Annotated in this window: 19 protein-coding genes and 6 tRNA genes; 18 read left to right on the forward strand and 7 right to left on the reverse strand. The window is 52.1% G+C overall.

Annotated elements, in window-relative coordinates:
* Positions 1-68: 68 nt before the first annotated feature.
* Positions 69-1,712 (reverse strand): phosphoglucomutase (alpha-D-glucose-1,6-bisphosphate-dependent), encoded by a 1,644-nt coding sequence (gene pgm, locus Dpoa2040_RS03890; protein ID WP_042869503.1) that lies wholly within the window; start codon positions 1,710-1,712, stop codon positions 69-71.
* A 25-nt stretch (positions 1,713-1,737) separates the two neighbouring features.
* Entirely contained in the window at positions 1,738-2,274 is a 537-nt protein-coding gene (seqA, locus tag Dpoa2040_RS03895; protein ID WP_042869502.1) for a replication initiation negative regulator SeqA, read from the reverse strand.
* A gap of 253 nt (positions 2,275-2,527) precedes the next feature.
* Between seqA and ybfF the strand changes: the two genes are divergently transcribed.
* Both ybfF and ybfE read left to right on the forward strand, forming a co-directional pair.
* The gene (gene ybfF / locus Dpoa2040_RS03900) at positions 2,528-3,298 is read left to right on the forward strand and encodes an esterase (protein WP_042869499.1); all 771 of its coding nucleotides are present in this window, start codon (positions 2,528-2,530) and stop codon (positions 3,296-3,298) included.
* 264 nt (positions 3,299-3,562) lie between these two features.
* On the forward strand, positions 3,563-3,844 hold the full coding sequence (gene ybfE, locus Dpoa2040_RS03905) for a LexA regulated protein (protein WP_168640374.1): 282 nt from the start codon (positions 3,563-3,565) through the stop codon (positions 3,842-3,844).
* Positions 3,845-3,886: 42 nt separating this feature from the next.
* Here ybfE and Dpoa2040_RS03910 read toward each other — a convergent pair whose 3' ends face one another.
* Entirely contained in the window at positions 3,887-5,572 is a 1,686-nt protein-coding gene (locus tag Dpoa2040_RS03910) for a methyl-accepting chemotaxis protein (RefSeq protein WP_168640375.1), read from the reverse strand.
* A 417-nt stretch (positions 5,573-5,989) separates the two neighbouring features.
* Here Dpoa2040_RS03910 and fldA point away from each other — a divergent pair, with 417 nt between their 5' ends.
* Both fldA and fur read left to right on the forward strand, forming a co-directional pair.
* Positions 5,990-6,517 (forward strand): flavodoxin FldA, encoded by a 528-nt coding sequence (fldA, locus tag Dpoa2040_RS03915; RefSeq protein ID WP_168640376.1) that lies wholly within the window; start codon positions 5,990-5,992, stop codon positions 6,515-6,517.
* Between the two features lie 347 nt (positions 6,518-6,864).
* Positions 6,865-7,311 (forward strand): ferric iron uptake transcriptional regulator, encoded by a 447-nt coding sequence (gene fur / locus Dpoa2040_RS03920; RefSeq protein WP_042869491.1) that lies wholly within the window; start codon positions 6,865-6,867, stop codon positions 7,309-7,311.
* Positions 7,312-7,386: 75 nt separating this feature from the next.
* Here fur and glnS read toward each other — a convergent pair whose 3' ends face one another.
* Positions 7,387-9,045, reverse strand: coding sequence for a glutamine--tRNA ligase (gene glnS / locus Dpoa2040_RS03925; RefSeq protein ID WP_042869489.1), 1,659 nt, complete (start codon positions 9,043-9,045; stop codon positions 7,387-7,389).
* Positions 9,046-9,209: 164 nt separating this feature from the next.
* Positions 9,210-10,682: an N-acetylglucosamine-specific PTS transporter subunit IIBC gene (gene nagE, locus Dpoa2040_RS03930; RefSeq protein WP_042869487.1), complete on the reverse strand. Its 1,473-nt coding sequence runs from the start codon at positions 10,680-10,682 to the stop codon at positions 9,210-9,212.
* Between the two features lie 337 nt (positions 10,683-11,019).
* Between nagE and nagB the strand changes: the two genes are divergently transcribed.
* The 10 genes from nagB to Dpoa2040_RS03980 all read left to right on the forward strand — a co-directional run bounded on the left by nagB (position 11,020) and on the right by Dpoa2040_RS03980 (position 17,043).
* Entirely contained in the window at positions 11,020-11,820 is an 801-nt protein-coding gene (nagB, locus tag Dpoa2040_RS03935) for a glucosamine-6-phosphate deaminase (protein ID WP_042869485.1), read from the forward strand.
* Positions 11,821-11,844: 24 nt separating this feature from the next.
* The gene (gene nagA, locus Dpoa2040_RS03940; RefSeq protein WP_168640377.1) at positions 11,845-12,996 is read left to right on the forward strand and encodes an N-acetylglucosamine-6-phosphate deacetylase; all 1,152 of its coding nucleotides are present in this window, start codon (positions 11,845-11,847) and stop codon (positions 12,994-12,996) included.
* Positions 12,997-13,026: 30 nt separating this feature from the next.
* Positions 13,027-14,250 carry an ROK family protein gene (locus Dpoa2040_RS03945; protein ID WP_168640378.1) on the forward strand — a complete coding sequence of 408 codons (1,224 nt, stop codon included), beginning with the start codon at positions 13,027-13,029 and terminating at the stop codon, positions 14,248-14,250.
* A 294-nt stretch (positions 14,251-14,544) separates the two neighbouring features.
* A complete protein-coding gene (gene asnB, locus Dpoa2040_RS03950) occupies positions 14,545-16,209 on the forward strand; it encodes an asparagine synthase B (RefSeq protein ID WP_168640379.1) in 1,665 nt (554 codons plus the stop codon).
* Between the two features lie 218 nt (positions 16,210-16,427).
* Positions 16,428-16,504 (forward strand) — tRNA-Met (locus Dpoa2040_RS03955).
* Between the two features lie 9 nt (positions 16,505-16,513).
* Positions 16,514-16,598, forward strand: a tRNA-Leu gene (locus Dpoa2040_RS03960).
* A gap of 56 nt (positions 16,599-16,654) precedes the next feature.
* Positions 16,655-16,729 (forward strand) — tRNA-Gln (locus Dpoa2040_RS03965).
* A gap of 38 nt (positions 16,730-16,767) precedes the next feature.
* Positions 16,768-16,842: transfer RNA gene (locus Dpoa2040_RS03970), tRNA-Gln, on the forward strand.
* A gap of 42 nt (positions 16,843-16,884) precedes the next feature.
* A tRNA-Met gene (locus Dpoa2040_RS03975) sits at positions 16,885-16,961 on the forward strand.
* Positions 16,962-16,968: 7 nt separating this feature from the next.
* Positions 16,969-17,043, forward strand: a tRNA-Gln gene (locus tag Dpoa2040_RS03980).
* A 120-nt stretch (positions 17,044-17,163) separates the two neighbouring features.
* Here the strand turns inward: Dpoa2040_RS03980 and Dpoa2040_RS03985 are convergent.
* Both Dpoa2040_RS03985 and ubiF read right to left on the reverse strand, forming a co-directional pair.
* The gene (locus Dpoa2040_RS03985) at positions 17,164-17,493 is read right to left on the reverse strand and encodes a multidrug efflux SMR transporter (protein WP_042869477.1); all 330 of its coding nucleotides are present in this window, start codon (positions 17,491-17,493) and stop codon (positions 17,164-17,166) included.
* 183 nt (positions 17,494-17,676) lie between these two features.
* Positions 17,677-18,843, reverse strand: coding sequence for a 3-demethoxyubiquinol 3-hydroxylase (ubiF, locus tag Dpoa2040_RS03990; protein WP_168640380.1), 1,167 nt, complete (start codon positions 18,841-18,843; stop codon positions 17,677-17,679).
* A gap of 245 nt (positions 18,844-19,088) precedes the next feature.
* Here ubiF and miaB point away from each other — a divergent pair, with 245 nt between their 5' ends.
* The 4 genes from miaB (at position 19,089) to corC (ending at position 23,242) form a co-directional block, all read left to right on the forward strand.
* A complete protein-coding gene (gene miaB / locus Dpoa2040_RS03995) occupies positions 19,089-20,513 on the forward strand; it encodes a tRNA (N6-isopentenyl adenosine(37)-C2)-methylthiotransferase MiaB (RefSeq protein ID WP_042873844.1) in 1,425 nt (474 codons plus the stop codon).
* A 226-nt stretch (positions 20,514-20,739) separates the two neighbouring features.
* The gene (locus Dpoa2040_RS04000) at positions 20,740-21,792 is read left to right on the forward strand and encodes a PhoH family protein (protein ID WP_042869473.1); all 1,053 of its coding nucleotides are present in this window, start codon (positions 20,740-20,742) and stop codon (positions 21,790-21,792) included.
* Positions 21,789-22,274 (forward strand): rRNA maturation RNase YbeY, encoded by a 486-nt coding sequence (gene ybeY / locus Dpoa2040_RS04005; protein WP_168640381.1) that lies wholly within the window; start codon positions 21,789-21,791, stop codon positions 22,272-22,274. Before Dpoa2040_RS04000 ends, ybeY begins: the two co-directional genes overlap by 4 nt.
* A 98-nt stretch (positions 22,275-22,372) precedes the next feature.
* On the forward strand, positions 22,373-23,242 hold the full coding sequence (gene corC, locus Dpoa2040_RS04010) for a CNNM family magnesium/cobalt transport protein CorC (protein WP_042869468.1): 870 nt from the start codon (positions 22,373-22,375) through the stop codon (positions 23,240-23,242).
* Positions 23,243-23,246: the final 4 nt, after the last annotated feature.

The raw sequence follows: 23,246 nt of genomic DNA on the forward strand, positions 1-23,246 counted from the left end.
TAAAAAAGGCGCTGTTTACACAGCGCCCTGATTGTCAGCCGAGATGACTGACTCTTTCGCGTGACTGATTACTTTGCGTTGCTCAGCACCGCGCTGACGATCTCAACAGCTTCTTTCTCGATTTTTTCACGATGCTCCGCGCCAAGAAAGCTTTCGCAATAAATTTTATAGGCCTCTTCCGTACCGGACGGACGCGCAGCAAACCAGCCGTTGTCTGTCATCACTTTCAGGCCACCAATCGACGCGCCATTGCCGGGTGCGGCAGTCAGACGCGCGGTAATCGGATCACCGGCCAACGTACTGGCTGATACCATTTCCGGCGACAACTTTGACAATGCCGCTTTCTGTGCATGGGTTGCTGATGCCTGTAAACGGTTATAGCTCGGTGCACCAAAACGTGCGGCCAACTCATCATAGTGCTGCTGCGGGTTCTTGCCGGTTACCGCAGTGATTTCCGCTGCCAGCAGACACAGGATGATGCCGTCTTTGTCCGTAGACCAGGGCTTGCCGTCAAAACGCAGGAACGACGCACCAGCGCTCTCTTCACCGCCAAATCCCAACGTGCCGTCGAACAGACCGTCCACAAACCATTTGAAACCTACCGGCACTTCCACCAGTTTGCGCCCCAGGTCCGCTACTACACGGTCAATCATCGCACTGGACACCAGCGTTTTCCCCACCGCGACCGACTCGCTCCACTGTGGGCGATGACGGAACAGGTAGTTGATGGCTACCGCCAGATAATGATTCGGATTCATCAGTCCAGCCGGGGTGACGATACCGTGACGGTCATAATCCGGGTCGTTGGCGAAAGCCAAATCAAACCTGTCGCGCAGTGCCAGCAAACCAGCCATTGCCGAAACGGACGAACAGTCCATACGGATAACACCATCATGATCCAACGTCATAAACCGGAATGTCTGATCAATGGCGTCGTTGACCAGCGTCAGGTCCAATTGGTAGCGTTCGGCAATACGCTGCCAGTAAGCAATACCGGAACCACCGAGCGGATCAACGCCAAGCTTTAGACCCGCGCGCTGAATCGCCGCCATGTCCACGACATCGCCCAGCGCCTCGACATACGGCTCGACCAGATCACGTTCGTGCAGGTGGCCGCTTTGACGCGCCTTGTCCAGCGACTGGCGCTTCACATCACGCAGGTTATCCGCCAGCAACGCGTTGGCGCGTTTCTCAATCACGCTGGTGAGATTAGTATCTGCCGGGCCACCATTGGGCGGATTGTATTTAATACCGCCATCTTCTGGTGGGTTATGCGACGGGGTAATCACAATGCCATCGGCCAGCGCGCCACCCTGGCGATTGTGAACCAAAATCGCGTTTGACACCGCTGGCGTCGGGGTAAAGCCGTTATCCTGCTGGATAATGACGTCAACACCGTTGGCGGTCAGCACTTCCAGCACCGAAATGAACGCCGGTTCGGACAACGCGTGAGTGTCTTTGCCCACGTAGCATGGTCCGGTGATGCCCTGACGACTGCGCTCTTCGGCAATCGCCTGGGCAATCGCCAGAATATGGGCTTCGTTGAAACTGTGACGGGCGGCGCTACCGCGATGACCAGACGTGCCGAATTTAACCGATTGGGCCTGATTGGTCACATCCGGGCGCAACACATAATACTGGGACGTCAACTGTGCGACATTAATCAGGTCGCTTTGCCGGGTCGGTTGTCCGGCTCTTGGGTGATTAGCCATTGGCGTTTCTTCCTGACGCAGTGAGTTAAATGGTGCCGCAAACTTTTTCAGTCAGTTCCGGCGGGAACTTCATCGCCAGCATGATGTACTCGATCATGCTGCGTTTGCGACCGGTATTGGTATTGGTGATAACCCAGTAAGGCGAACCTTCAATGTGCCGGGGTTTAGTCTGGGCGCCGTGCAGCAACAGCGTTTGCTCGTCGGCAGCAAAATAGACGCGAGTGCGGCCATGCAACGATTCGGTAGCGGCGGCAAACTCTTCAGGCGACACGTGATATAAGGTAGACAGTACCATCAGAAAACGATTGACCGCCTTATTCTGCTCCGCATAGTCATCTGACAACAGCAATTCACGCACGGTTCTTACCCGGTCACGTGGCTGTTGTACGGCTGCAGGCTGGGTAATGGTCAACGCCGCTGTCGACGGGGCCACCGACGGTGTTGACTGCGCGCCGCTGAATTTCAGCATACGCCGTAAAATATCCGATGCACTCTCGCCGATATGTTGAGTGTGGCTGGCGATATAACGGTAAAGCTCGTCGTCGACCTCAATAGTTTTCATCTTTATCCAGTACTGTTTTATGTCTTTAATCAATCATTAGGAATTATACAGGCTATGCGCAACCCACGAACAGCGGCAGACGCCGGTGGCGACATATTCAGGATTATCCTGAATATGTCGCACAAATCCCGTACATGAGCGCGGTTTTCGCTCCCTGCCCGGCTGACGCCGCCCGATAGCGTTTACGCTGCGGCCAAACGCCATGATAAAGTCATGATACCCTAAGCCACTGTCTCTCTGAATGAACTTCACCATGAAATTGAATTATCGCTGGCAAAACGCACAACAACCGCAAAATCGATTACCCGTAATCCTTATTCATGGCCTGTTTGGTAACCTGGACAATCTTGGCGTACTGGCGCGTGATCTGCAAAAACATCACGATACGTTGCAGATTGATCTGCGCAACCACGGGCTGTCGCCCCGTTCTCTGGAGATGAATTATCCGGCGATGGCGCAGGACGTGCGCGAGTTGATCGATGAGCTGGGGTTGGAGCGAGTCATTCTGATCGGCCATTCGATGGGCGGGAAAGTGTCGATGGCGCTGACCGAGACGCTTGCCAAATGTATTGACCGTATCGTGGCAATTGATATCGCCCCAGTGGATTATCAGGTTCGGCGTCACGACAAGGTGTTCGCCGCCATTCGCGCCGCCAGTGACGCGGGTGTGGAGCAACGGGCACAAGCTGCGGCAATCATGCGCGATTATCTGCCGGGTGAAGAGGGTGTGGTGCAATTCTTACTAAAATCCTTTCAGCAAGGAGAATGGCGTTTTAACGTGCCGGTGCTGTGGGATGAGTACGAACACATTGTCGGCTGGCGAGAGGTGCCCGCCTGGACTGGACCCATCCTGTTTATTCGCGGCAGCGAATCACCTTATCTGGATGATAGCTACCGCGACGTGCTGTTGCGCCAGTTTCCCGCCGCCAAAGCGCATGTGGTGAGTGGCGCCGGGCACTGGGTGCACGCAGAAAAACCGGAGGCGGTGCTACGCGCTATCCACCGATTTCTAACCACTGACTGAGGTATCGGACGCCGGCAGCCATATCCATCGACGTCATACCACAGTTTAATTGAGCCTTGTCCCCAGTAAACGTTGTCGCCACCTCAACGGCTGGGGTATTATGGCGCGCTAAGTATGAGGGACGGCTGTCTGGCCACTTGCATCGTTAACCACATTTCATCAAAACACCGCCTGCGTTGCTGAAAGCAACGGATTACCCCCAGTATTCGAATCCCGGTGATCCAGTGCGGCGTTTTGGCCGAATTGCTTGCAGTACCATTAGTTATGGCAAAAGAACAAACGGATCGCACCACACTGGATCTGTTCGCGGACGAGCGCCGCCCTGGGCGGCCTAAAACCAACCCGCTCTCACGCGACGAGCAGTTACGGATCAACAAGCGTAATCAATTGCGGCGTGACAAGGTACGGGGGCTGCGTCGTGTCGAGCTGAAAATCAACAGTGAAGCAGTAGATATTTTGAATGCATTGGCTGAGCAGAAAAGCATCAGCCGCAGTGAACTTATTGAACAAATACTGCTGGCGCAGCTGGCGGAACAACAAGACTAACGCTCACTGGCGTCATCCATGACGCCGGTCGTTCTCAGCACATCAGAACGTTTCCCAATTATCATTACTCTTCCTGGCTGTCGCGGCTGGCAATGCCTTGGCAGCAGGGGCAGCCACTGCTCTGACTGGTGCCTGACGTTCACGCCGTGGCTGCAACCCAGTCATCTGTTCCTCTGTCAGCCGGAATACCGATACGGCTTCGGTCAGCACCATCGCCTGTTCTTCCAGCGAACGTGTTGCCGCAGAGGCTTCCTGTACCAGCGCGGCGTTCTGCTGAGTGACGCCGTCCATTTCCGTGATTGCCAGACCCGCCTGAGCAATACCTTTACTTTGTTCATCCGACGCAATGGCAATTTCAGACATGATATCGGTGACATTGGTCACTGCATTAACGATCTCGCTCATGGTGCTACCTGCATCGGCCACCAGCGCTGAACCGTTATCCACGCAACGAACCGACTCGGCAATCAGATTTTCGATCTCTTTCGCCGCCTGTGCACTGCGCTGCGCCAGGCTTCTTACCTCACCCGCCACCACCGCAAATCCACGCCCTTGCTCGCCCGCACGCGCCGCTTCTACCGCCGCATTCAGCGCCAGAATGTTGGTCTGGAAGGCGATGCCATTAATCACACTGGTAATTTCAGCAATCTTCTTCGAGCTGCCGGAGATCTCCGCCATGGTTTTCACCACGTTGTCTACCAATTCACCGCCCTTACTGGCTGTGGTGGACGCCTGGCGGGCCAGTTGGCTGGCGTGACTGGCGTTTTCAGCATTCTGTTTCACCGTCGATGTCAGCTGTTCCATACTGGCAGCGCTTTCTTCCAGTGCTGCCGCCTGCGATTCAGTGCGAGACGCCAGGTCGTTGTTACCGGAAGCAATTTCCGACACGCCCTGATAAATGGAATCAGCACTGGTACGAATCGTACTGACGGTATTAGCCAGACTGGTTTGCATATCACGCAGCAGCGGGAACAGTTTACCCACACAGTTGTTGCCAAAATCCAGAATCGGTTTTCCCAGACGACCAGCAGCAATCACCAGGAAATGGTCACGCAAATCGTTAAGCGGACGCACCAGGTAAGCCACCAGATAGCGATCAGTCAGGAACAGCATCAGCAAACCTGCGACCAAGCCTGCCAGCAAAATAGTCTGTCCTACACCGGTGATAGCTTCCAGCCGATTGCCGGCATCGACGAACATCTCCGACCCAGCCTTGTTGAAGTTAGTAAAAGAAACATTGAATTGACGGCTAAAGGCAGGAACGACGTCTTTAGAATATTTGTCGTATTCATCAAATTTTTTGTCTGCCGCACGTTGATACATGGGATCGACACCCTGAGTAATCAGATTACTCCAGTCGCGGGTCACCGCATCAACCAATTCCTGAGACAGGCCGGCATGGTCAATCTTCTTGAATGCTTCCAGATTAGATTTCAGTAAATCCAACGCAGCCTGTGCTGACTTCAGTTGTTCTTCCGCTTTCTGGTTATCCCCGCTCTGGCGGTAGTCAATCGCGCGCGCCAGTCGGGTGACCATACGAAAATATTGGTCATTACCCGTATTGACCAGGTTCATATTGTTAACCAGTAACGCACTGGTTTTAGAAGTTTCGTTCATGGTTTTGAACGAGTACATGGTGTAAACCGAAACCGCAACCCATAACACGCAGAAGATGCCAAGAACCCACAGCATGGCCGTGCGGATGGCAATATTTTTCAGGAATTGCATAGTTGACTCCATAAACGGGCTATTGATCGAAGAGATAAGGCTTGTTCTAAGTTATGCGATGAAAAAGTCTCTCGCTTTGTAATAAATATTGCTGCACATTTACATTCAATAAAGCACCATGTTCTGTCATCGTCAAAATCACAGGAACATTTAGTGTTTTATGTCGATTAAAAGCCAATAAAATTTATATATTTAATCAATTTCCCATATTTTCAGCCTCCTATACAAACATCGTATTTTAAAAAAATTAAAAAAACATTAAGGAAGTGGTTAATAAAAAACCAATCCGTCACTTCAATGCCATTTATGCACACCGCAACAGATACACGTTTATCCATCAGACAGTGTCTGCTATTATTAGCGGATCGTAGGTGACTCAGGCACCATATCCTTAGGAATCAAGAGGTTATTTTATCTATGGCTCTCATAGGCATTTTTTTTGGCAGTGACACTGGCAATACCGAAAACATTGCCAAGACGATCCAGCAGCAACTAGGAAGCGACGTTGCCGAACTGCACGACATTGCCAAAAGCAGCAAAGAAGATGTTGAGCGTTTTGATATTCTGCTACTGGGTATTCCGACCTGGTATTACGGTGAAGCACAGTGCGACTGGGATGATTTCTTTCCGACACTGGAAGAAATTGATTTTACCGACAAGCTGGTTGCCATCTTCGGCTGCGGAGATCAGGAAGACTACGCAGAGTACTTCTGTGATGCCATGGGTACCATTCGCGATATCATCGAACCGCGCGGCGCAAACATTGTTGGTCACTGGCCAACTGAAGGTTATTACTTTGAAGCCTCTAAAGGTCTGGCGGATGACACCCACTTTGTCGGTCTGGCTATTGATGAAGATCGTCAACCAGAGTTGACCGGTGAACGTGTATCCAACTGGGTCAAACAAATCAGTGACGAGCTTAATCTGAAAGAGTTGCTGGCCTGATTCGCCTGTGGCTCTGAGGCAAATCGACCCAGAGCCATACCGATGTATGTATATAGATAAAACCTATCACAATCAGTAATACATTTTTTTAACTTTTCATTCTGACAAGGTACACTATCTATTCGGTTAGCCGGATTATGTTTAATGATCGATCCTTGCATACACGTTGTTTCTTGCAGATAACCAGCCTGAATACATCAAGTTAACGGGAATCATCTTGCAAAAGTTCCATGGTTTCCATTTCGATGGCGCGGTTCTATAATTGAGACACGTGACCTTTTTTAAGCCAACCGATGATACTAGGCTAATAGCCTCCCAGATAAAGCAAGTAACAGGACTAAATCCGCATGACTGACAACAACACCGCATTAAAAAAGGCCGGCCTGAAAGTCACACTTCCACGACTGAAAATTTTGGAAGTCCTTCAGGACCCTCAATGCCACCACGTCAGCGCGGAAGACTTATATAAAAAGCTGATTGATATGGGTGAAGAAATTGGTCTGGCCACCGTTTACCGTGTGTTAAACCAGTTTGACGATGCAGGTATCGTTACCCGCCACAACTTCGAAGGTGGCAAGTCCGTTTTCGAACTCACTCAGCAGCACCATCATGATCATTTGATCTGTCTGGATTGCGGTCGGGTAATTGAATTCAGCGATGAGTCTATCGAAGCGCGCCAGCGTGAGATTTCAGAGAAATATGGCATCAAGCTGACCAACCACAGCTTATACCTGTATGGTCATTGTAGTAGTGGCGACTGCCGTGAAGACGACAGCGCACATGACGAACGCTAATCGTCTGATACTGAGCAAAAATAAAACCGCCGCGGCGGTTTTATTTTTATCTGGCTACCGCTAGTCTGGCGGCTGTTACCCTGCCCAACTATCACGCAACCCCACTGTACGGTTGAATACCAGATTGTCAGGGCTGGAATAGACACCATCGGCGCAGAAATAACCTTCACGCTCAAACTGATAAGCGTTTTCAGCTTTTGCATTACCCAGACTAGCTTCCACAAACCCCTGAGCAATACTCAGCGAATCCGGATTGATGGTTGAGAGAAAATCCTCTGCTGCACCTGGATTAGCCACGCTGAACAGGCGGTCATACAGACGGAACTGTGCTGGCAGCGCATGAGCTGCTGATACCCAGTGGATCACACCTTTCACTTTACGACCATCAGCCGGGTCTTTGCTCAGGGTTTCCGTATCGCAGCTGCAGTAAATCGTAGTAATCACGCCCTGCTCATCTTTATCAATTCGCTCTGCTTTAATCACATAAGCATTGCGCAAGCGCACTTCCTTACCCAGCACCAGACGTTTGTACTGCTTGTTGGCTTCCTCGCGGAAATCAGCGCGATCAATATATACCTCACGGCTGAACGCCACCTGACGCGTTCCCATCTCCGGATTATTGGGATGATTAGGCATGGTAAGCCACTCTTCATACCCTTGCGGCAGGTTCTCAATCACCACTTTTACCGGGTCCAGCACCGCCATCGCTCGCGGCGCATTCTCATTCAGATCATCACGGATACATGACTCCAGCGCGGCCATTTCCACCGTGTTGTCCTGCTTGGTAACCCCGATACGGCGGCAGAATTCTCGGATAGAAGCAGCGGTGTAACCACGACGGCGCAAACCGGAGATGGTCGGCATACGCGGATCATTCCAGCCTTCTACTACCTTCTCGTTCACCAGTTGGTTCAGTTTCCGCTTGGACATCACCGCATATTCCAGGTTCAGCCGGGAAAACTCATACTGACGCGGGTGGGCAGCAATCGTAATGTTATCCAACACCCAGTCATACAAACGGCGGTTATCCTGAAACTCCAGCGTACACAGCGAGTGCGTGATCCCTTCCAGCGCATCGGAAATACAATGGGTAAAGTCATACATCGGATAGATGCACCATTTATTGCCGGTCTGATGATGCTCGGCAAATTTGATGCGATACAGCACCGGGTCACGCATCACAATAAACGGCGATGCCATGTCGATTTTGGCACGCAAACACGCTGTACCTTCAGCAAAACCGCCGCTGCGCATCTTTTCGAACAATGCCAGATTTTCTTCGACGCTACGATCACGGTACGGGCTGTTTGTGCCAGGGGACGTCAGCGTGCCGCGGTATTCGCGGATCTGCTCCGGCGTCAGCTCATCGACATATGCCAGCCCTTTATTAATCAGTTCAATCGCATACTGGTGTAACTGGTCAAAATAATCAGACGAATAGCGAACATTGCCACTCCAGGAAAAACCCAGCCACTGGACGTCATGCTTGATGGACTCAACGTACTCGATATCTTCTTTTACCGGGTTAGTATCATCAAAGCGCAGGTTGCACTTGCCGTTGTAATCTTCAGCAATGCCGAAGTTCAGACAGATGGACTTGGCGTGGCCAATGTGAAGATAGCCGTTCGGCTCTGGAGGAAAACGCGTCTGAATATTGTCGTGTTTACCGGTAGCCAGATCTTCATCAATAATCTGACGAATAAAGTTGGTTGGGCGGGCTTCAGCCTCACTCATGCTTGGTTCCTCAAATGCAAAAAAACAACCCATAACCACTAATGATCCAACAAGCCACGCTGGGAAACAACCGTTTGTTTCATGAAAATTCAAGATAAAAAAACGGAGCGTACGTTTACGTACGCTCCGTTTGTCGAGATCTGACAGCGATAACGCCTGCTGAATTATTCCTGTGAAACGTCGCGTAACGCCGCTGCGATGTTTTCCGCCTGGGTACCAACGACAATCTGCACGCTTTGCTTATTGAGGCGAATCACCCCAGCCGCTCCCAGAGTACGAGCAGCAGGCTCATCCACCAGCCCGGAATCCTTCACACTCAACCGCAAGCGAGTAATACAGGCATCGATCCCAGTCAGGTTATCTTTGCCGCCAATGGCCTGCAAATAGCCTCTCGCCACCGATTGGGTATTACCGGCAGGTGCGGTTACCCCCTCGGATGAGGACTGCGCCGCGACAGCTTCACGCCCCGGCGTCATCAGGTTAAAGCGGGTGATGGTAAAGCGGAATACCACATAATAGATAACGAAGAAGGCTGCGCCCTGCAACAGCAACATATACCAGTGTGTCGCCAACGGATTACGCGTAGACAGCACCAGGTCCACCAAACCAGCGCTGAAGCCAAAACCGGCAATCCAGTGCATACTGGCAGCGATGAATACCGAAATCCCGGTCAGCACGGCGTGCAGTACATACAGCACTGGTGCCACAAACATGAAGGAGAATTCCAGCGGTTCGGTAATACCAGTGAAAAAGGCCGCAAAGGCCGCTGCCACCATGATTCCCGCCACTCGGCTACGGTTTTCAGGCCGCGCACAGTGATAAATCGCCAGCGCCGCGCCCGGCAAGCCAAACATCATGATCGGGAAGAAACCAGCCTGATAACGCCCGGTAATGCCAGGAATGGCTTTACCGGCATCAATCGCCTGCTGACCACTCAGGAAATTGGGAATGTCGTTAATGCCAGCCACATCGAACCAGAACACCGAATTCAGTGCATGATGTAGCCCGACCGGAATCAACAGACGGTTAAAGAAGGCATAAATACCGGCACCAACCGATCCCAACTGCTGAACATGTTCGCCAAAGGAAACCAACGCGTTATAGATAACCGGCCAGACGTACATCAGCACAAACGCCACCACAATCATCAGCAGCGAAACCAAAATCGGCACCAGACGACGGCCATTGAAGAAAGAGAGCGCTTTAGGCAACTCAACCTGGCTGTAGCGGTTATACAGCTCAGCGGAAATCACCCCGACCAGAATACCGATGAACTGGTTTTCAATCTTGCCAAACGCCTTCGGCACCTCTGCCAGAGGGATGTGCTGAATCATCGACACGGCTGCTGGCGAGCACAATGTAGTCAACACCAGATAACCAACAAACCCGGACAATGCTGCCGCACCGTCTTTATCTTTCGACATACCGTAGGCAACACCGACTGCAAACAGCACCGCCATATGCTCGATAATAGCCGCACCGGATTTGATCAACAGCGCGGCCAGCGCGCTTTCACTGCCCCAGCCAATCGGATCGATCCAATACCCCACCCCCATCAGGATGGCGGCCGCGGGCAATGTAGCGACAGGCACCATCAGCGCACGGCCCACTTTTTGTAAATAACCGAGTGTACTCACCTTCCCCTCTCTTTCCCTTTCGGGCAATAAAATTGTCTGTCAGCCTTGTCATCGAATCACCCGCCAGCCATGTGGGCCTGGTCAGAGTGCCAAAAAAATAATTCGCCACGCAAATTAATAGCAATGATTATGTGATAATTATCACCACAAAAGCACATACAAAAAGTTTATGCCGCGATATTAATACAACTTATTTTAAGTCTAAAAAAAACTTGCTACACTAGCTTCAGACTAAATATCAAAACACAGCGTTGGCATATTACCTGATAGCCGGTCTATCCGACTGCGTTTACCCGACGAATAATTGCCTTTGCTAACCGATTCCGAGGAGAACCTCATGAGACTAATTCCATTAACAACCCCCGCCGAAGTTGGCAAATGGGCCGCCCGCTATATTGCCGAGCGCATCAATGCTTTCAAACCAACGGCGGAGCGCCCGTTCATACTTGGCCTGCCAACCGGAAGTTCGCCGCTGGAAGCCTACAACGCCTTGATTGCGCTATACAATGCGGGACAAGTCAGCTTCAAACATGTCGTCACCTTCAATATGGACGAATACGTCGGGCTACCGGTAGACCACCCGGAAAGTTACCGTACCTTCATGTACCAGAATTTTTTCAACCACGTTGATATTCCGGAAGGAAACATTAACCTGTTGAATGGCAACGCGGAAGATATCGCCGCCGAGTGTCACCGTTATGAAGAAAAAATCAAGTCTTACGGCAAGATTCATCTGTTCATGGGCGGTGTCGGCAATGATGGTCACATCGCTTTCAACGAACCGGCGTCCTCTCTGGTGTCCCGCACACGTATCAAGACCCTGACGGAAGAGACACGCATCGCTAATTCTCGTTTCTTTGGCGGCGATGTTAGTCTGGTGCCGAAATATGCCCTGACGGTGGGCGTCGGTACGCTGCTGGATGCAGAAGAAGTGATGATTCTGGTCAGTGGTCGCCACAAGGCGCAAGCCCTTCAGGCTGCGGTGGAAGGCAACGTAAATCACATGTGGACCATCAGTTGCCTGCAGTTACACGCTAAAGCGCTGATGGTGTGCGATGAGCCTTCCACCATGGAATTAAAAGTGAAAACCGTGAAATATTTCCGCGAGTTGGAAGCTGAAAATATCAAAAACCTGTAATCGGTGAGCCAGGAGCTTATTTAGATGTACGCTTTAACCAATGGTCGTGTTTTTACCGGCCACCAGATCCTTGACGACCATGCAATCGTCGTCACCGATGGAATGATCGCGGCAGTCTGCCTGACACGCGATCTGCCTGACGATTTACCCCGGCGCGATCTCGCAGGCGCATTACTGGCCCCTGGCTTTATCGACCTGCAATTGAACGGCTGTGGCGGCGTGCAGTTCAACGACGCACTGAGCAGCCTTTCCGTCAAAACGCTGGAAACCATGCAGAAAGCCAACGAAAAATCCGGCTGTACCAGCTTTTTGCCGACGCTGATTACCTCTTCCGATGAATTTATGCGCCACAGCATCGACGTGATGCGCACCTGGCTCGCACAGCACCATCATCAGGCACTGGGGTTGCATCTGGAAGGTCCCTGGCTCAACCCGGTGAAAAAAGGCACCCATGACGCAGCCTTTATCCGCCAGCCTGACGAGCAACTGCTCGCCTATCTGTGTGACAACGCTGATGTGATAAGCAAAGTCACACTGGCGCCGGAAATGGTGCCCGAACACGTGATAAGACAGCTGAGCAACGTCGGCATCGTGGTTTCCGCCGGTCACTCCCACGCCACCTGGGAACAAGCCAAACAGGGGTTTGCCGCCGGGATACGCTTCGCTACCCACCTGTTCAATGCCATGCCCCCCGTTACTGGTCGGGAACCCGGCCTGGTCGGTGCCGTCTATGATGCACCCGAAGTCTATTGCGGCATCATTGCCGATGGTCACCATGTCAGTTGGGCCACTATCCGCAACAGCAAACGCATCAAAGGCGACAAACTGGTGCTGGTCACCGATGCCACGGCACCGGCTGGCTCCAGCATCGACCAGTTCACATTTGCTGGTAAAACCATATACTACCGCGACGGCATTTGTGTGGACGATCACGGAACTCTGAGTGGTTCGGCACTTACCATGATTAATGCCGTGCGCAATTGCGTAGAACACGCGGGTATCGCTCTGGATGAAGCACTAAGAATGGCGACGCTCTACCCGGCGAGAGCCATCGGCGAAGAGCGCCGACTGGGAAGCATTGAAACAGGAAAAGTGGCGAACCTGACGGTACTTACCCGCGATTTTGACATCCTCAATACGTTTGTGAATGGTGAAGAAGTTTTTCATAAGCAGTAAAACGTATTGCATCGACACGAGTAATGCGTAATGACCACAGGCGGACAAACCCAGATAGGGAACATTGATCTGGTCAAACAACTCAACAGTGCGGTCGTGTACCGCCTGATTGATCAACAAGGCCCCATCTCTCGAATTCAGATTTCAGAACAGAGTCAACTTGCTCCCGCCAGCGTCACAAAAATTACCCGCCAGTTGCTGGAACGTGGTCTCATCAAAGAAGTGGATCAGCAGGCATCAACCGGTGGACGCCGCGCCATTTCAATTATCTCCGAAACACGGCCATTTCATACGGTGGCAGTCAGACTTGGCCGCTACGACGCCACCCTCGCCTTATACGACCTGCAAGGCAAACAGCTGGAAGAAGAACTCTGCAGTCTGCCAGAAAATACCCAGGACTCACTGGAAAGTGCGCTGTTCACTGTTATCGGTCAGTTCATCGACCATCATCAACGCCGCATCCGTGAATTAATCGCCATTTCGGTGGTACTGCCAGGGCTGGTAGACCCTGCCGCCGGCATAGTGCGTTATATGCCACACATTAGCGTAGATAACTGGCCGCTGGTGAAAAATCTCGAACAACATTTCAAGGTGCACAGCTTTGTCGGTCACGATATTCGCAGTCTGGCACTGGCCGAACATTACTTTGGCGCCACCGGTGATTGTCAGGATTCACTGCTAATACGGGTTCATCGTGGCGTGGGCGCAGGTATTTTGGTCAATGGCAACATTTTTCTCGGCAGCAACAGCAATGTTGGGGAGATCGGTCATATCCAGGTTGACCCATTAGGCGACCGCTGTCACTGTGGCAACTTTGGTTGTCTGGAAACAGTGGTATCGAACGGTGCGCTGGAACAACGGGCGCGTCATTTGCTGCAGCAGGGATTTTCCAGCAAGCTGACGCTAGAGAACTGCCAGATAGACGCCATCTGTAAAGCAGCCATGAAAGGGGATCTGCTTGCCAGAGAGTTGATCGAAGCGGCTGGGCAGCCACTGGGTAAAGCGATTTCGATTGCCGTTAACCTGTTCAACCCGCAACGAGTGGTTATCGCCGGTGAAATTACGGCAGCGGACAAGATTCTGTTGCCCGCCATTCAGCGCTGCATCAATGCACAGGTACTGAAAGACTTTCGTCAAAACCTGCCTGTCGTCGTCTCAGAATTACAACATTTATCCGCCATCGGTGCTTTTGCGCTGGTAAAACGTGCGATGCTAAATGGTGTATTACTGCAACGTCTGCTTGAAAATCAGTAAGTTCAGTTTTCTGCTATAAGGCCGGATTATGAGATCGCTAAAAATCCGGCCCACGCCTTCCATCATTTTGAACAAAAGCCAATAAATCACACCAAAAATTACGCATTCACCAGCGCAATGGCTTTTTTCATTAAATGATATTGAATTGATGTGCCGTTTTGATGCTAAATCAGTGTTACCGATATGGCGGTGACCGACCCACAGTAGTACAACCCGGCAAGGAAAACCGCTGATTACCACCATACACTTTGACTGTTTTCACGTTGTGATGCGTGAATAAAGGGAGCCTTTGGTATGTGTTCTATTTTTGGTGTGCTTGATCTGAAAACCGACCCGGTTGAACTGCGCAAAAAAGCGCTGGAATTGTCCCGTCTGATGCGCCACCGCGGCCCAGACTGGTCCGGTGTTTACGCCAGCGACAAAGCCATTCTGGCGCATGAGCGTCTATCCATCGTTGACGTTAACACCGGTGCTCAACCGCTCTACAACCAGCCGCACACCCATGTTCTGGCCGTAAACGGCGAAATTTACAACCATCAGGCTCTGCGTCAGCAATATGGTGATCGTTACCAGTTCCAGACAGGTTCCGACTGTGAAGTGATTCTGGCGTTGTATCAGGAAAAAGGCCCGGAATTTCTGGACGAACTGCGCGGCATGTTCGCCTTCGCCCTGTATGACACTGAAAAAGACGCCTATCTGATTGGCCGCGACCACTTGGGCATCATCCCGCTCTATATGGGCTACGATGAACACGGTAACCTGTATGTCGCTTCTGAAATGAAAGCGCTGGTGCCGGTGTGCCGCACCATCAAAGAATTCCCGGCTGGCAGTTATCTGTGGAGTCAGGACGGCGAGATTCGTGAGTACTATCGTCGTGACTGGTTCGATTACGACCACGTTAAAGACAACGTCACCGATGCCGACGAACTGCGTGAAGCGCTGGAAGAATCGGTAAAAAGTCATCTGATGTCAGACGTTCCTTATGGCGTACTGCTGTCCGGCGGGTTGGATTCCTCTATCATCTCGGCTATTACCAAGAAATTCGCCGCCCGCCGCGTGGAAGACGACGAGCGCAGCGAAGCCTGGTGGCCGCAGCTTCACTCCTTCGCCGTTGGCCTGGAAGGCGCGCCTGACCTGAAAGCCGCGCGTGACGTCGCTGATCATCTGGGCACAGTGCATCACGAAATCCATTTCACGGTGCAGGAAGGTCTGGATGCTATCCGTGACGTGATTTATCACATCGAAACCTATGACGTCACCACTATCCGCGCCTCGACGCCGATGTATCTGATGTCCCGCAAAATCAAAGCAATGGGTATCAAAATGGTATTGTCCGGCGAAGGTTCGGACGAAGTATTCGGCGGCTATCTCTATTTTCACAAAGCGCCGAACGCGAAAGAATTCCATGAAGAAACCGTGCGTAAACTGCTGGCGCTGCACCAGTATGACTGCGCACGCGCCAATAAAGCGATGTCGGCCTGGGGCGTTGAAGCACGCGTACCGTTCCTGGACAAAAACTTCCTGGACGTAGCAATGCGCATCAACCCGAAAGACAAAATGTGCGGCAACGGCAAAATGGAAAAACACATCCTGCGTGAGTGCTTTGAATCTTACCTGCCGAACAGCGTAGCCTGGCGTCAGAAAGAACAGTTCTCTGACGGCGTGGGTTACAGTTGGATCGATACCCTGAAAGAGGTTGCGGCCAAGCAGATTTCCGACCAGCAACTGGAAACCGCGCACTTCCGTTTCCCGTACAACACGCCAACCACCAAAGAAGGCTATTTGTACCGTGAAATTTTCGAAGAACTGTTCCCGGTTCCGAGCGCAGCCGAATGTGTTCCTGGCGGCCCTTCAGTAGCGTGTTCGTCTGCTAAAGCGATTGAATGGGATGAATCGTTCAAAAAGATGGATGACCCGTCAGGCCGTGCCGTCGGCGTGCATCAGTCCGCCTACCAATAACCTGTTTTATTTTACTGTTTTAAACGGGCCATTAGCGGCCCGTTTTTCTTATGGAATACCGTTAAAAGCCTGCTTTCTGACGTTTTTCTCACCAGACTGTTCATAACCCAAACAAACAGCGCGAATCCGCCGTTTTTAGGGAAAAAATGTGTTGACGCCAAAAGGCCAACTCCGCATAATGCGCCCCGCAACGCCGATGAAGGTGACGCGGAAAAGATGGCTACGTAGCTCAGCTGGTTAGAGCACAGCACTCATAATGCTGGGGTCACAGGTTCGATTCCCGTCGTAGCCACCACTTTTCTCTGCGGGAGTGGCGAAATTGGTAGACGCACCAGATTTAGGTTCTGGCGCCGCAAGGTGTGCGAGTTCAAGTCTCGCCTCCCGCACCATTACCTTTGTCAGTGTAAAAACCAAAAAGCGTCAGCTCAGGTTGCAACAGTTTTATTGGGGTATCGCCAAGCGGTAAGGCAGCGGGTTTTGATCCCGCCACTCCCAGGTTCGAATCCTGGTACCCCAGCCATACATTACGTAAGACACATCAGATGATGTGCACCCTGTTGGGGTATCGCCAAGCGGTAAGGCAGCGGATTCTGATTCCGCCATTCCGAGGTTCGAATCCTCGTACCCCAGCCATTTTCAGTCATGAAGCTATCGCTTCTGGCCGTGAAGTAATTTGGCTACGTAGCTCAGCTGGTTAGAGCACAGCACTCATAATGCTGGGGTCACAGGTTCGATTCCCGTCGTAGCCACCATCTTAATTGGGGTATCGCCAAGCGGTAAGGCAGCGGATTCTGATTCCGCCATTCCGAGGTTCGAATCCTCGTACCCCAGCCATACAGAAAAGCCCGTAAACCGGGCTTTTTCTTTTTTTACCATTTACCGATTTCCTGGCTGTTTATCCAACAATCTCTCTGCATCAATATTGGTGTTAACCTGATGCCAGCACCGGATGGCTCAATGCGCAACAGAATTGGAAAACAGGTTTATCACTGCCACCCCTGCAATGATCAGCGCCATTCCCAGCACAGCCGGCCAGTCCAGCCGCTGGTCGTAAAAAATCCAGCTCACCGCTGCAATCAATACAATCCCGACGCCTGACCAAATAGCGTAAATCACGCCAGTCGGCAGCACCCGCATAGAAATGGTCAGGCAATAAAATGCGATAGCGTAAAACACCACCGTCACGACACTCGGCAATGGTCGGGTAAAACTCTCCGACAGCTTCAACGCCGTCGTCGCGATCACTTCTGACACAATCGCCAGACAAAGAAATAAATAGGTCATCAGTTTTATTACCAACGTATAAGAAATTTATCGATACAAATCACCGTATCATCAGACACAGGGATTGCGTCAGCTGTCTTCTGACAAGTCGGCATCAATCTAATCACACGACATGAAAGCAACATGACGATGGTAAGATCATGATGAGAAATCGTAGCTGCCAAAAGCAGCTACGGCAGGTAATTACAATCCCAGTGCGTAACGCAATGCCTGCTGTTTCAGTTTTCCAGCGCGTTGCGCCGTCATCAATGCCAGATTGCGCGCCAGTTCCAGCGGTGGCAGACGGTTACTGAACGCGCCGTAAAACAGATCCATACCGCTTTGCATCAGCAGGTTGTCCGGTTTGCGCTGCCATTGATAACTCCGTAGCACCGATTCGTCATACCAGACAGCCCCTTTATCACGCGCCCGGATCACCACATCAAGTAATGTGGAAACATCCCGATACCCCAGATTTACACCCTGGCCCGCCAGCGGGTTGATGGTATGCGCCGCATCACCAATCAGTGCCAGCCCCGGCAATACGTACTGCTGCGCATGGCGACGCACCAGTGGAAACGCGCCAGCCGCAACAGCATTGACCGCACCCAGCCGCGCAGGAAACGTCTCGGCAATAGCCTTATTGAGTTGAGGAAGCGACATCGCCTGTAACTGGCGAATGCGCGACGGGCTGTCGTACCACACCAATGAGCACCAGCCATCAAACAGCGGCAGGAACGCACGCGGCCCGGATGGCGTGAAATGCTGCCAGGTTACATCCTGCTGGGGGCCAGCCATTTCAGCGCTGATCAACATGCAAGACTGGCGATATTGCCAGCCGGTGATACCAATACCCGCCCACTGGCGAATTTTCGAATTGGCGCCATCAGCGCCAATCACCAGCGATGCCGATAAGCTATCGCCCTGTTCGCTACTCAGCAACCACTGTTCGTCTTCACGGCGCAGACGCTGCAATTGCCACGGACACAACAACGTCACCCCAGGCGTTCTTTCCAACCCTTGCCACAACGCCAGTTGCAGAATACGGTTTTCAACCATGAACCCCAGTTCAGATAACCCAAGGTCAGCCGCATCAAACACCACGTGCGCATTGTCCCATTCCCAGGTTTCGAGCCGTCGGTAAGGTGCGCTACGCATCTGTTCAACCGCCTGCCACACACCCAGCCGCTCCAGCAAGCGGACCGACGCCAGACCAATCGCCGATACGCGCACATCCGGCGCACCACCCGCAACAAACGGCGACGGCGTTTCCTGCTCCAACACCGCAACCTGGAAACCACTCTGCGCCAGCCCCAACGCGACTGCGGCACCGACCATGCCACCGCCCACAATTACCGCATCATAGTGCATACCCGCCCCACTGTTTCTGCTGCGCAGTTAAGTAAATGCACCTGCGCCAGAAAGACAAAAGATGCCGATAGTTTACTGGATTTCGACATCAATTTTTCAGAAAAGCGACACGCATCATCGCAGGGCGTAGACTAACGCTTGATCTGGTCACCACGGCGGCAAAAGATTACAATACGCGCCCGCATGTACGCGCCCCACGAAGGTAAGCGTGTTTACCCGCACTGAGTAATGGCTAGTCGATGACGATGACAAAAAAACTGCATATCAAAACCTGGGGCTGTCAGATGAACGAATACGATTCATCGAAGATAGCCGATCTCCTGGAAAGTACGCACGGTTACCAGTTGACCGAAGTCGCTGAAGAAGCCGACATTCTGCTGCTGAATACCTGTTCGATCCGTGAAAAGGCGCAGGAAAAAGTGTTTCATCAGCTCGGTCGCTGGAAAACGCTTAAAGACACCAACCCGAATCTGATCATCGGTGTAGGTGGTTGCGTGGCGTCGCAGGAAGGTGAACATATTCGTGACCGCGCACATTACGTGGACGTGATTTTCGGGCCGCAGACGCTGCATCGCCTGCCGGAAATGATCAATCATGTGCAGGGTACCCGCAGCCCTATCGTGGATATCAGCTTCCCGGAAGTGGAAAAATTTGACCGTCTGCCGGAGCCACGCGCCGAAGGGCCGACTGCATTCGTCTCGATCATGGAAGGCTGCAACAAATATTGTACCTTCTGCGTAGTGCCTTATACCCGCGGTGAAGAAGTCAGCCGTCCGGTCGATGATGTGCTGTTTGAAATCGCCCAACTGGCGGCACAGGGTGTACGTGAAGTCAACCTGCTGGGCCAGAACGTGAACGCGTATCGCGGTGCCACGCATGATGACGATATTTGCAGCTTCGCCGAGTTGCTGCGTTTAGTGGCGGCGATCGACGGTATCGACCGTATCCGCTTTATCACCAGCCACCCGATTGAATTCACCGACGATATCATCAGCGTCTACGAAGATACGCCGGAACTGGTGAGCTTCCTGCATCTGCCGGTTCAGAGCGGTTCAGACCGCATTCTGACGATGATGAAACGTCGCCACACCGCGCTCGAATACAAGGCTATCATCCGCAAATTGCGTAAAGCCCGCCCGGCTATCCAGATCAGTTCCGATTTTATCGTCGGCTTCCCAGGCGAAACGCAGGACGATTTCGAGCAAACCATGCAACTGATTGCCGACGTCGATTTCGATATGAGCTTTAGCTTTATCTACTCGCCCCGCCCCGGCACGCCAGCTGCCGACATGGTGGACGACGTGACCGAAGAAGAGAAAAAACAGCGTTTGTACATTCTGCAAGAACGCATCAATCAGCAGGCGATGCAGTACAGCCGCCGGATGATGGGCACAGTGCAGCGTATTCTGGTAGAAGGGACGTCACGCAAAAGCGTGATGGAACTGTCTGGCCGTACCGAAAATAACCGCGTGGTTAACTTCGAAGGAACGCCTGATATGATCGGCAAATTCGTCGATGTAGAAATCGTTGACGTTTATCCGAATTCATTGCGCGGCGTCGTCGTTCGTACCGAAGATCAAATGGATCTCCGCGTCAGCGAATCACCGACATCAGTCATCGCCCGCACCCGTAAAGAAAACGAACTCGGCGTTGGCATCTATCAACCATAATGGATTCACCCGCATTCTCAGGCGGGCTGCCAAACAGCCCGCTTTTTTCTTTGTCTCCACGTCAAAAGCGAATTCATCTCCCCCACTGCTTTATATGCCGAATGTGACTTGCACACCGCGTGCTTCACGATAAATAATCAGGGTAATCTCTGCGCCATAGCCGAGCAGCTATCCTGCCGGTGGCACAGCGTCATTGCTCATTCTGCTTAACTCCAAGAGGAATAGTTTGAACGTAACGATAAAAGAAATTGCCCTCGAACCGGCGGACAACAAACGCCTGCTCAGTCTGTGTGGCCCATTTGACGACAACATCAAACAGCTGGAACGCCGCCTCGGCATAGAGATCAATCATCGCGACAATCACTTCAAGCTGGTAGGAAAAGACCTCTGCATCGACGCCGCTGCTGATATTCTGCGCCATCTTTATGTGGACACAGCCCCGGTGCGCGGCATTATTCCAGATATCGATCCAGAGCAGATTCACCTGGCAATCAAAGAATCGAGAGTGTTGGAGCAAACCGCCGACAGCGTGCCGGAATACGGCAAAGCGGTGAACATCCGCACCAAACGCGGCGTCATTAAACCTCGTACCCCCAATCAGGCGCAGTACGTCGCCCATATCCTCGATCACGACATTACCTTCGGCATTGGGCCAGCCGGGACCGGGAAAACTTATCTGGCGGTGGCTGCCGCCGTGGATGCGCTGGAGCGCCAGGAAATCCGCCGCATTCTGCTGACCCGTCCGGCGGTGGAAGCGGGTGAAAAACTGGGCTTTCTGCCAGGTGATTTGAGCCAGAAGGTGGACCCGTATCTGCGTCCGCTCTACGACGCGCTGTTTGAAATGCTGGGCTTCGAACGGGTGGAAAAGCTCATAGAGCGCAACGTGATTGAAGTCGCGCCATTGGCCTATATGCGCGGGCGCACGTTAAACGATGCGTTTATCATTTTGGATGAAAGCCAGAACACCACCATCGAACAGATGAAGATGTTCCTGACCCGCATCGGATTTAACTCAAAAGCGGTCATCACTGGCGACGTCACCCAGATAGACCTGCCGCGCAACCAGAAGTCCGGTCTGCGCCACGCTATTGAGGTGCTGTCAGAGGTCGAAGAGATCAGTTTCAATTTTTTCCACAGCGAAGACGTCGTGCGCCACCCAGTGGTCGCCCGCATCGTTAATGCCTATGAAGCCTGGGAAAATGCCGATCAAAAACGCCGGGACGAACTGGCAGAACAGCGTAAACGTGATGCGCAAGCCGCCGTGCAGGAGCAAAAATGAGCCAGGTCATCCTTGATTTACAAATCGCCAGTGCAAATACCCACGGGCTACCGTCTGAGGCCGATTTCCAGCGCTGGCTGGAAGCAGTGCTGCCACAGTTTCAGGACGTGGCGGAAGTCACCATCCGGGTGGTGGATGAAGAGGAAAGCCATCACCTGAACCTGACCTACCGCGACAAAGACAAGCCGACCAATGTGCTGTCGTTCCCGTTCGAGGCACCACCGGAAGTAGAACTGCCGTTGCTGGGCGACCTTATCATCTGTCGGCAAGTTGTCGAGCAGGAAGCGGTCGAACAGGAGAAAAGCACGGAGGAACATTGGGCGCACATGGTTGTCCATGGCAGCTTGCATCTGTTAGGTTATGATCATATCGAAGACAGTGAGGCCGAAGAAATGGAAGCTCTGGAAACGGAAATCATGCAGAGTATGGGCTATGCCGACCCGTATCTGGCAGAAAAAGAAGATCTTACTGACAAGCCTTAAATTCGATATTCTAAGGACCTGACGCCAGCGGCGGTACATTTTTAGCATCATTCACCGCTGGTCATCATTTCTTAACAAGAGTGATATTAACTGACGCCATGAGCGACGACCATTCTACCAACAGCGATACCCCCAGTCCTAAAAAGGGATTTTTTTCTCTTTTTCTTAACCAGATTTTTCACGGCAAATCCAAAGAGCACGACGATCTGCTGGCGCTGATCCGTGATTCGGAACAGATTGACCCCGAAATCCGCGACATGCTGGAAGGGGTGATGGACATTGCCGAACAGCGAGTGCGTGACATCATGATCCCGCGTTCGCAGATGATTACGCTTAAACACAACCAGACGCTGGAAGAGTGTCTTGATGTGATCATCGAATCAGCCCACTCTCGCTTCCCGGTCATTAGCGAAGATAAGGACCATATCGAAGGCATTCTGATGGCCAAGGATCTGCTGCCATTCATGCGCAGCAATTCCGAACCGTTTAGCATGGAGAAAGTGTTACGGCCTGCCGTGGTGGTGCCAGAAAGCAAGCGAGTGGACCGGATGCTTAACGAATTCCGCTCCCTGCGCTACCACATGGCCATCGTCATCGACGAATTTGGCGGGGTCTCCGGGCTGGTGACGATTGAAGATATTCTGGAACTCATCGTCGGTGAAATCGAAGACGAATACGATGACGAGGAAGACCGCGATATCCGCCAGCTAAACCGTCAGACTTATACGGTACGTGCCCTGACGCCTATCGAAGACTTCAATAAGGTCTTTGCAACCCGATTCAGCGACGAAGAAGTGGACACCATCGGCGGTCTGGTGATGCAATCTTTCGGCCACCTGCCGGCACGTGGGGAAACCATCGACATAGACGGTTACCTGTTCAAAGTTGCCATGGCAGACAGTCGCCGTATTATTCAGGTTCATGTCAGAATCCCTGACGATGTTCCGCAACCGCAACTGGAAGATTAATTCA

The sequence above is a fragment of the Dickeya sp. CFBP 2040 genome (genome assembly GCF_012273755.1).
Lineage (GTDB): Bacteria > Pseudomonadota > Gammaproteobacteria > Enterobacterales > Enterobacteriaceae > Dickeya > Dickeya poaceiphila.

Bases quoted from the DNA above. Each gene is read 5' to 3' on its own strand.
- pgm (WP_042869503.1), bottom strand. From the start codon at position 1,712: ATGGCTAATCACCCAAGAGCCGGACAACCGACCCGGCAAAGCGACCTG.
- seqA (WP_042869502.1), bottom strand. From the start codon at position 2,274: ATGAAAACTATTGAGGTCGACGACGAGCTTTACCGTTATATCGCCAGC.
- ybfF (WP_042869499.1), top strand. From the start codon at position 2,528: ATGAAATTGAATTATCGCTGGCAAAACGCACAACAACCGCAAAATCGA.
- ybfE (WP_168640374.1), top strand. From the start codon at position 3,563: ATGGCAAAAGAACAAACGGATCGCACCACACTGGATCTGTTCGCGGAC.
- Dpoa2040_RS03910 (WP_168640375.1), bottom strand. From the start codon at position 5,572: ATGCAATTCCTGAAAAATATTGCCATCCGCACGGCCATGCTGTGGGTT.
- fldA (WP_168640376.1), top strand. From the start codon at position 5,990: ATGGCTCTCATAGGCATTTTTTTTGGCAGTGACACTGGCAATACCGAA.
- fur (WP_042869491.1), top strand. From the start codon at position 6,865: ATGACTGACAACAACACCGCATTAAAAAAGGCCGGCCTGAAAGTCACA.
- glnS (WP_042869489.1), bottom strand. From the start codon at position 9,045: ATGAGTGAGGCTGAAGCCCGCCCAACCAACTTTATTCGTCAGATTATT.
- nagB (WP_042869485.1), top strand. From the start codon at position 11,020: ATGAGACTAATTCCATTAACAACCCCCGCCGAAGTTGGCAAATGGGCC.
- nagA (WP_168640377.1), top strand. From the start codon at position 11,845: ATGTACGCTTTAACCAATGGTCGTGTTTTTACCGGCCACCAGATCCTT.
- Dpoa2040_RS03945 (WP_168640378.1), top strand. From the start codon at position 13,027: ATGACCACAGGCGGACAAACCCAGATAGGGAACATTGATCTGGTCAAA.
- asnB (WP_168640379.1), top strand. From the start codon at position 14,545: ATGTGTTCTATTTTTGGTGTGCTTGATCTGAAAACCGACCCGGTTGAA.
- Dpoa2040_RS03985 (WP_042869477.1), bottom strand. From the start codon at position 17,493: ATGACCTATTTATTTCTTTGTCTGGCGATTGTGTCAGAAGTGATCGCG.
- ubiF (WP_168640380.1), bottom strand. From the start codon at position 18,843: ATGCACTATGATGCGGTAATTGTGGGCGGTGGCATGGTCGGTGCCGCA.
- miaB (WP_042873844.1), top strand. From the start codon at position 19,089: ATGACAAAAAAACTGCATATCAAAACCTGGGGCTGTCAGATGAACGAA.
- ybeY (WP_168640381.1), top strand. From the start codon at position 21,789: ATGAGCCAGGTCATCCTTGATTTACAAATCGCCAGTGCAAATACCCAC.
- corC (WP_042869468.1), top strand. From the start codon at position 22,373: ATGAGCGACGACCATTCTACCAACAGCGATACCCCCAGTCCTAAAAAG.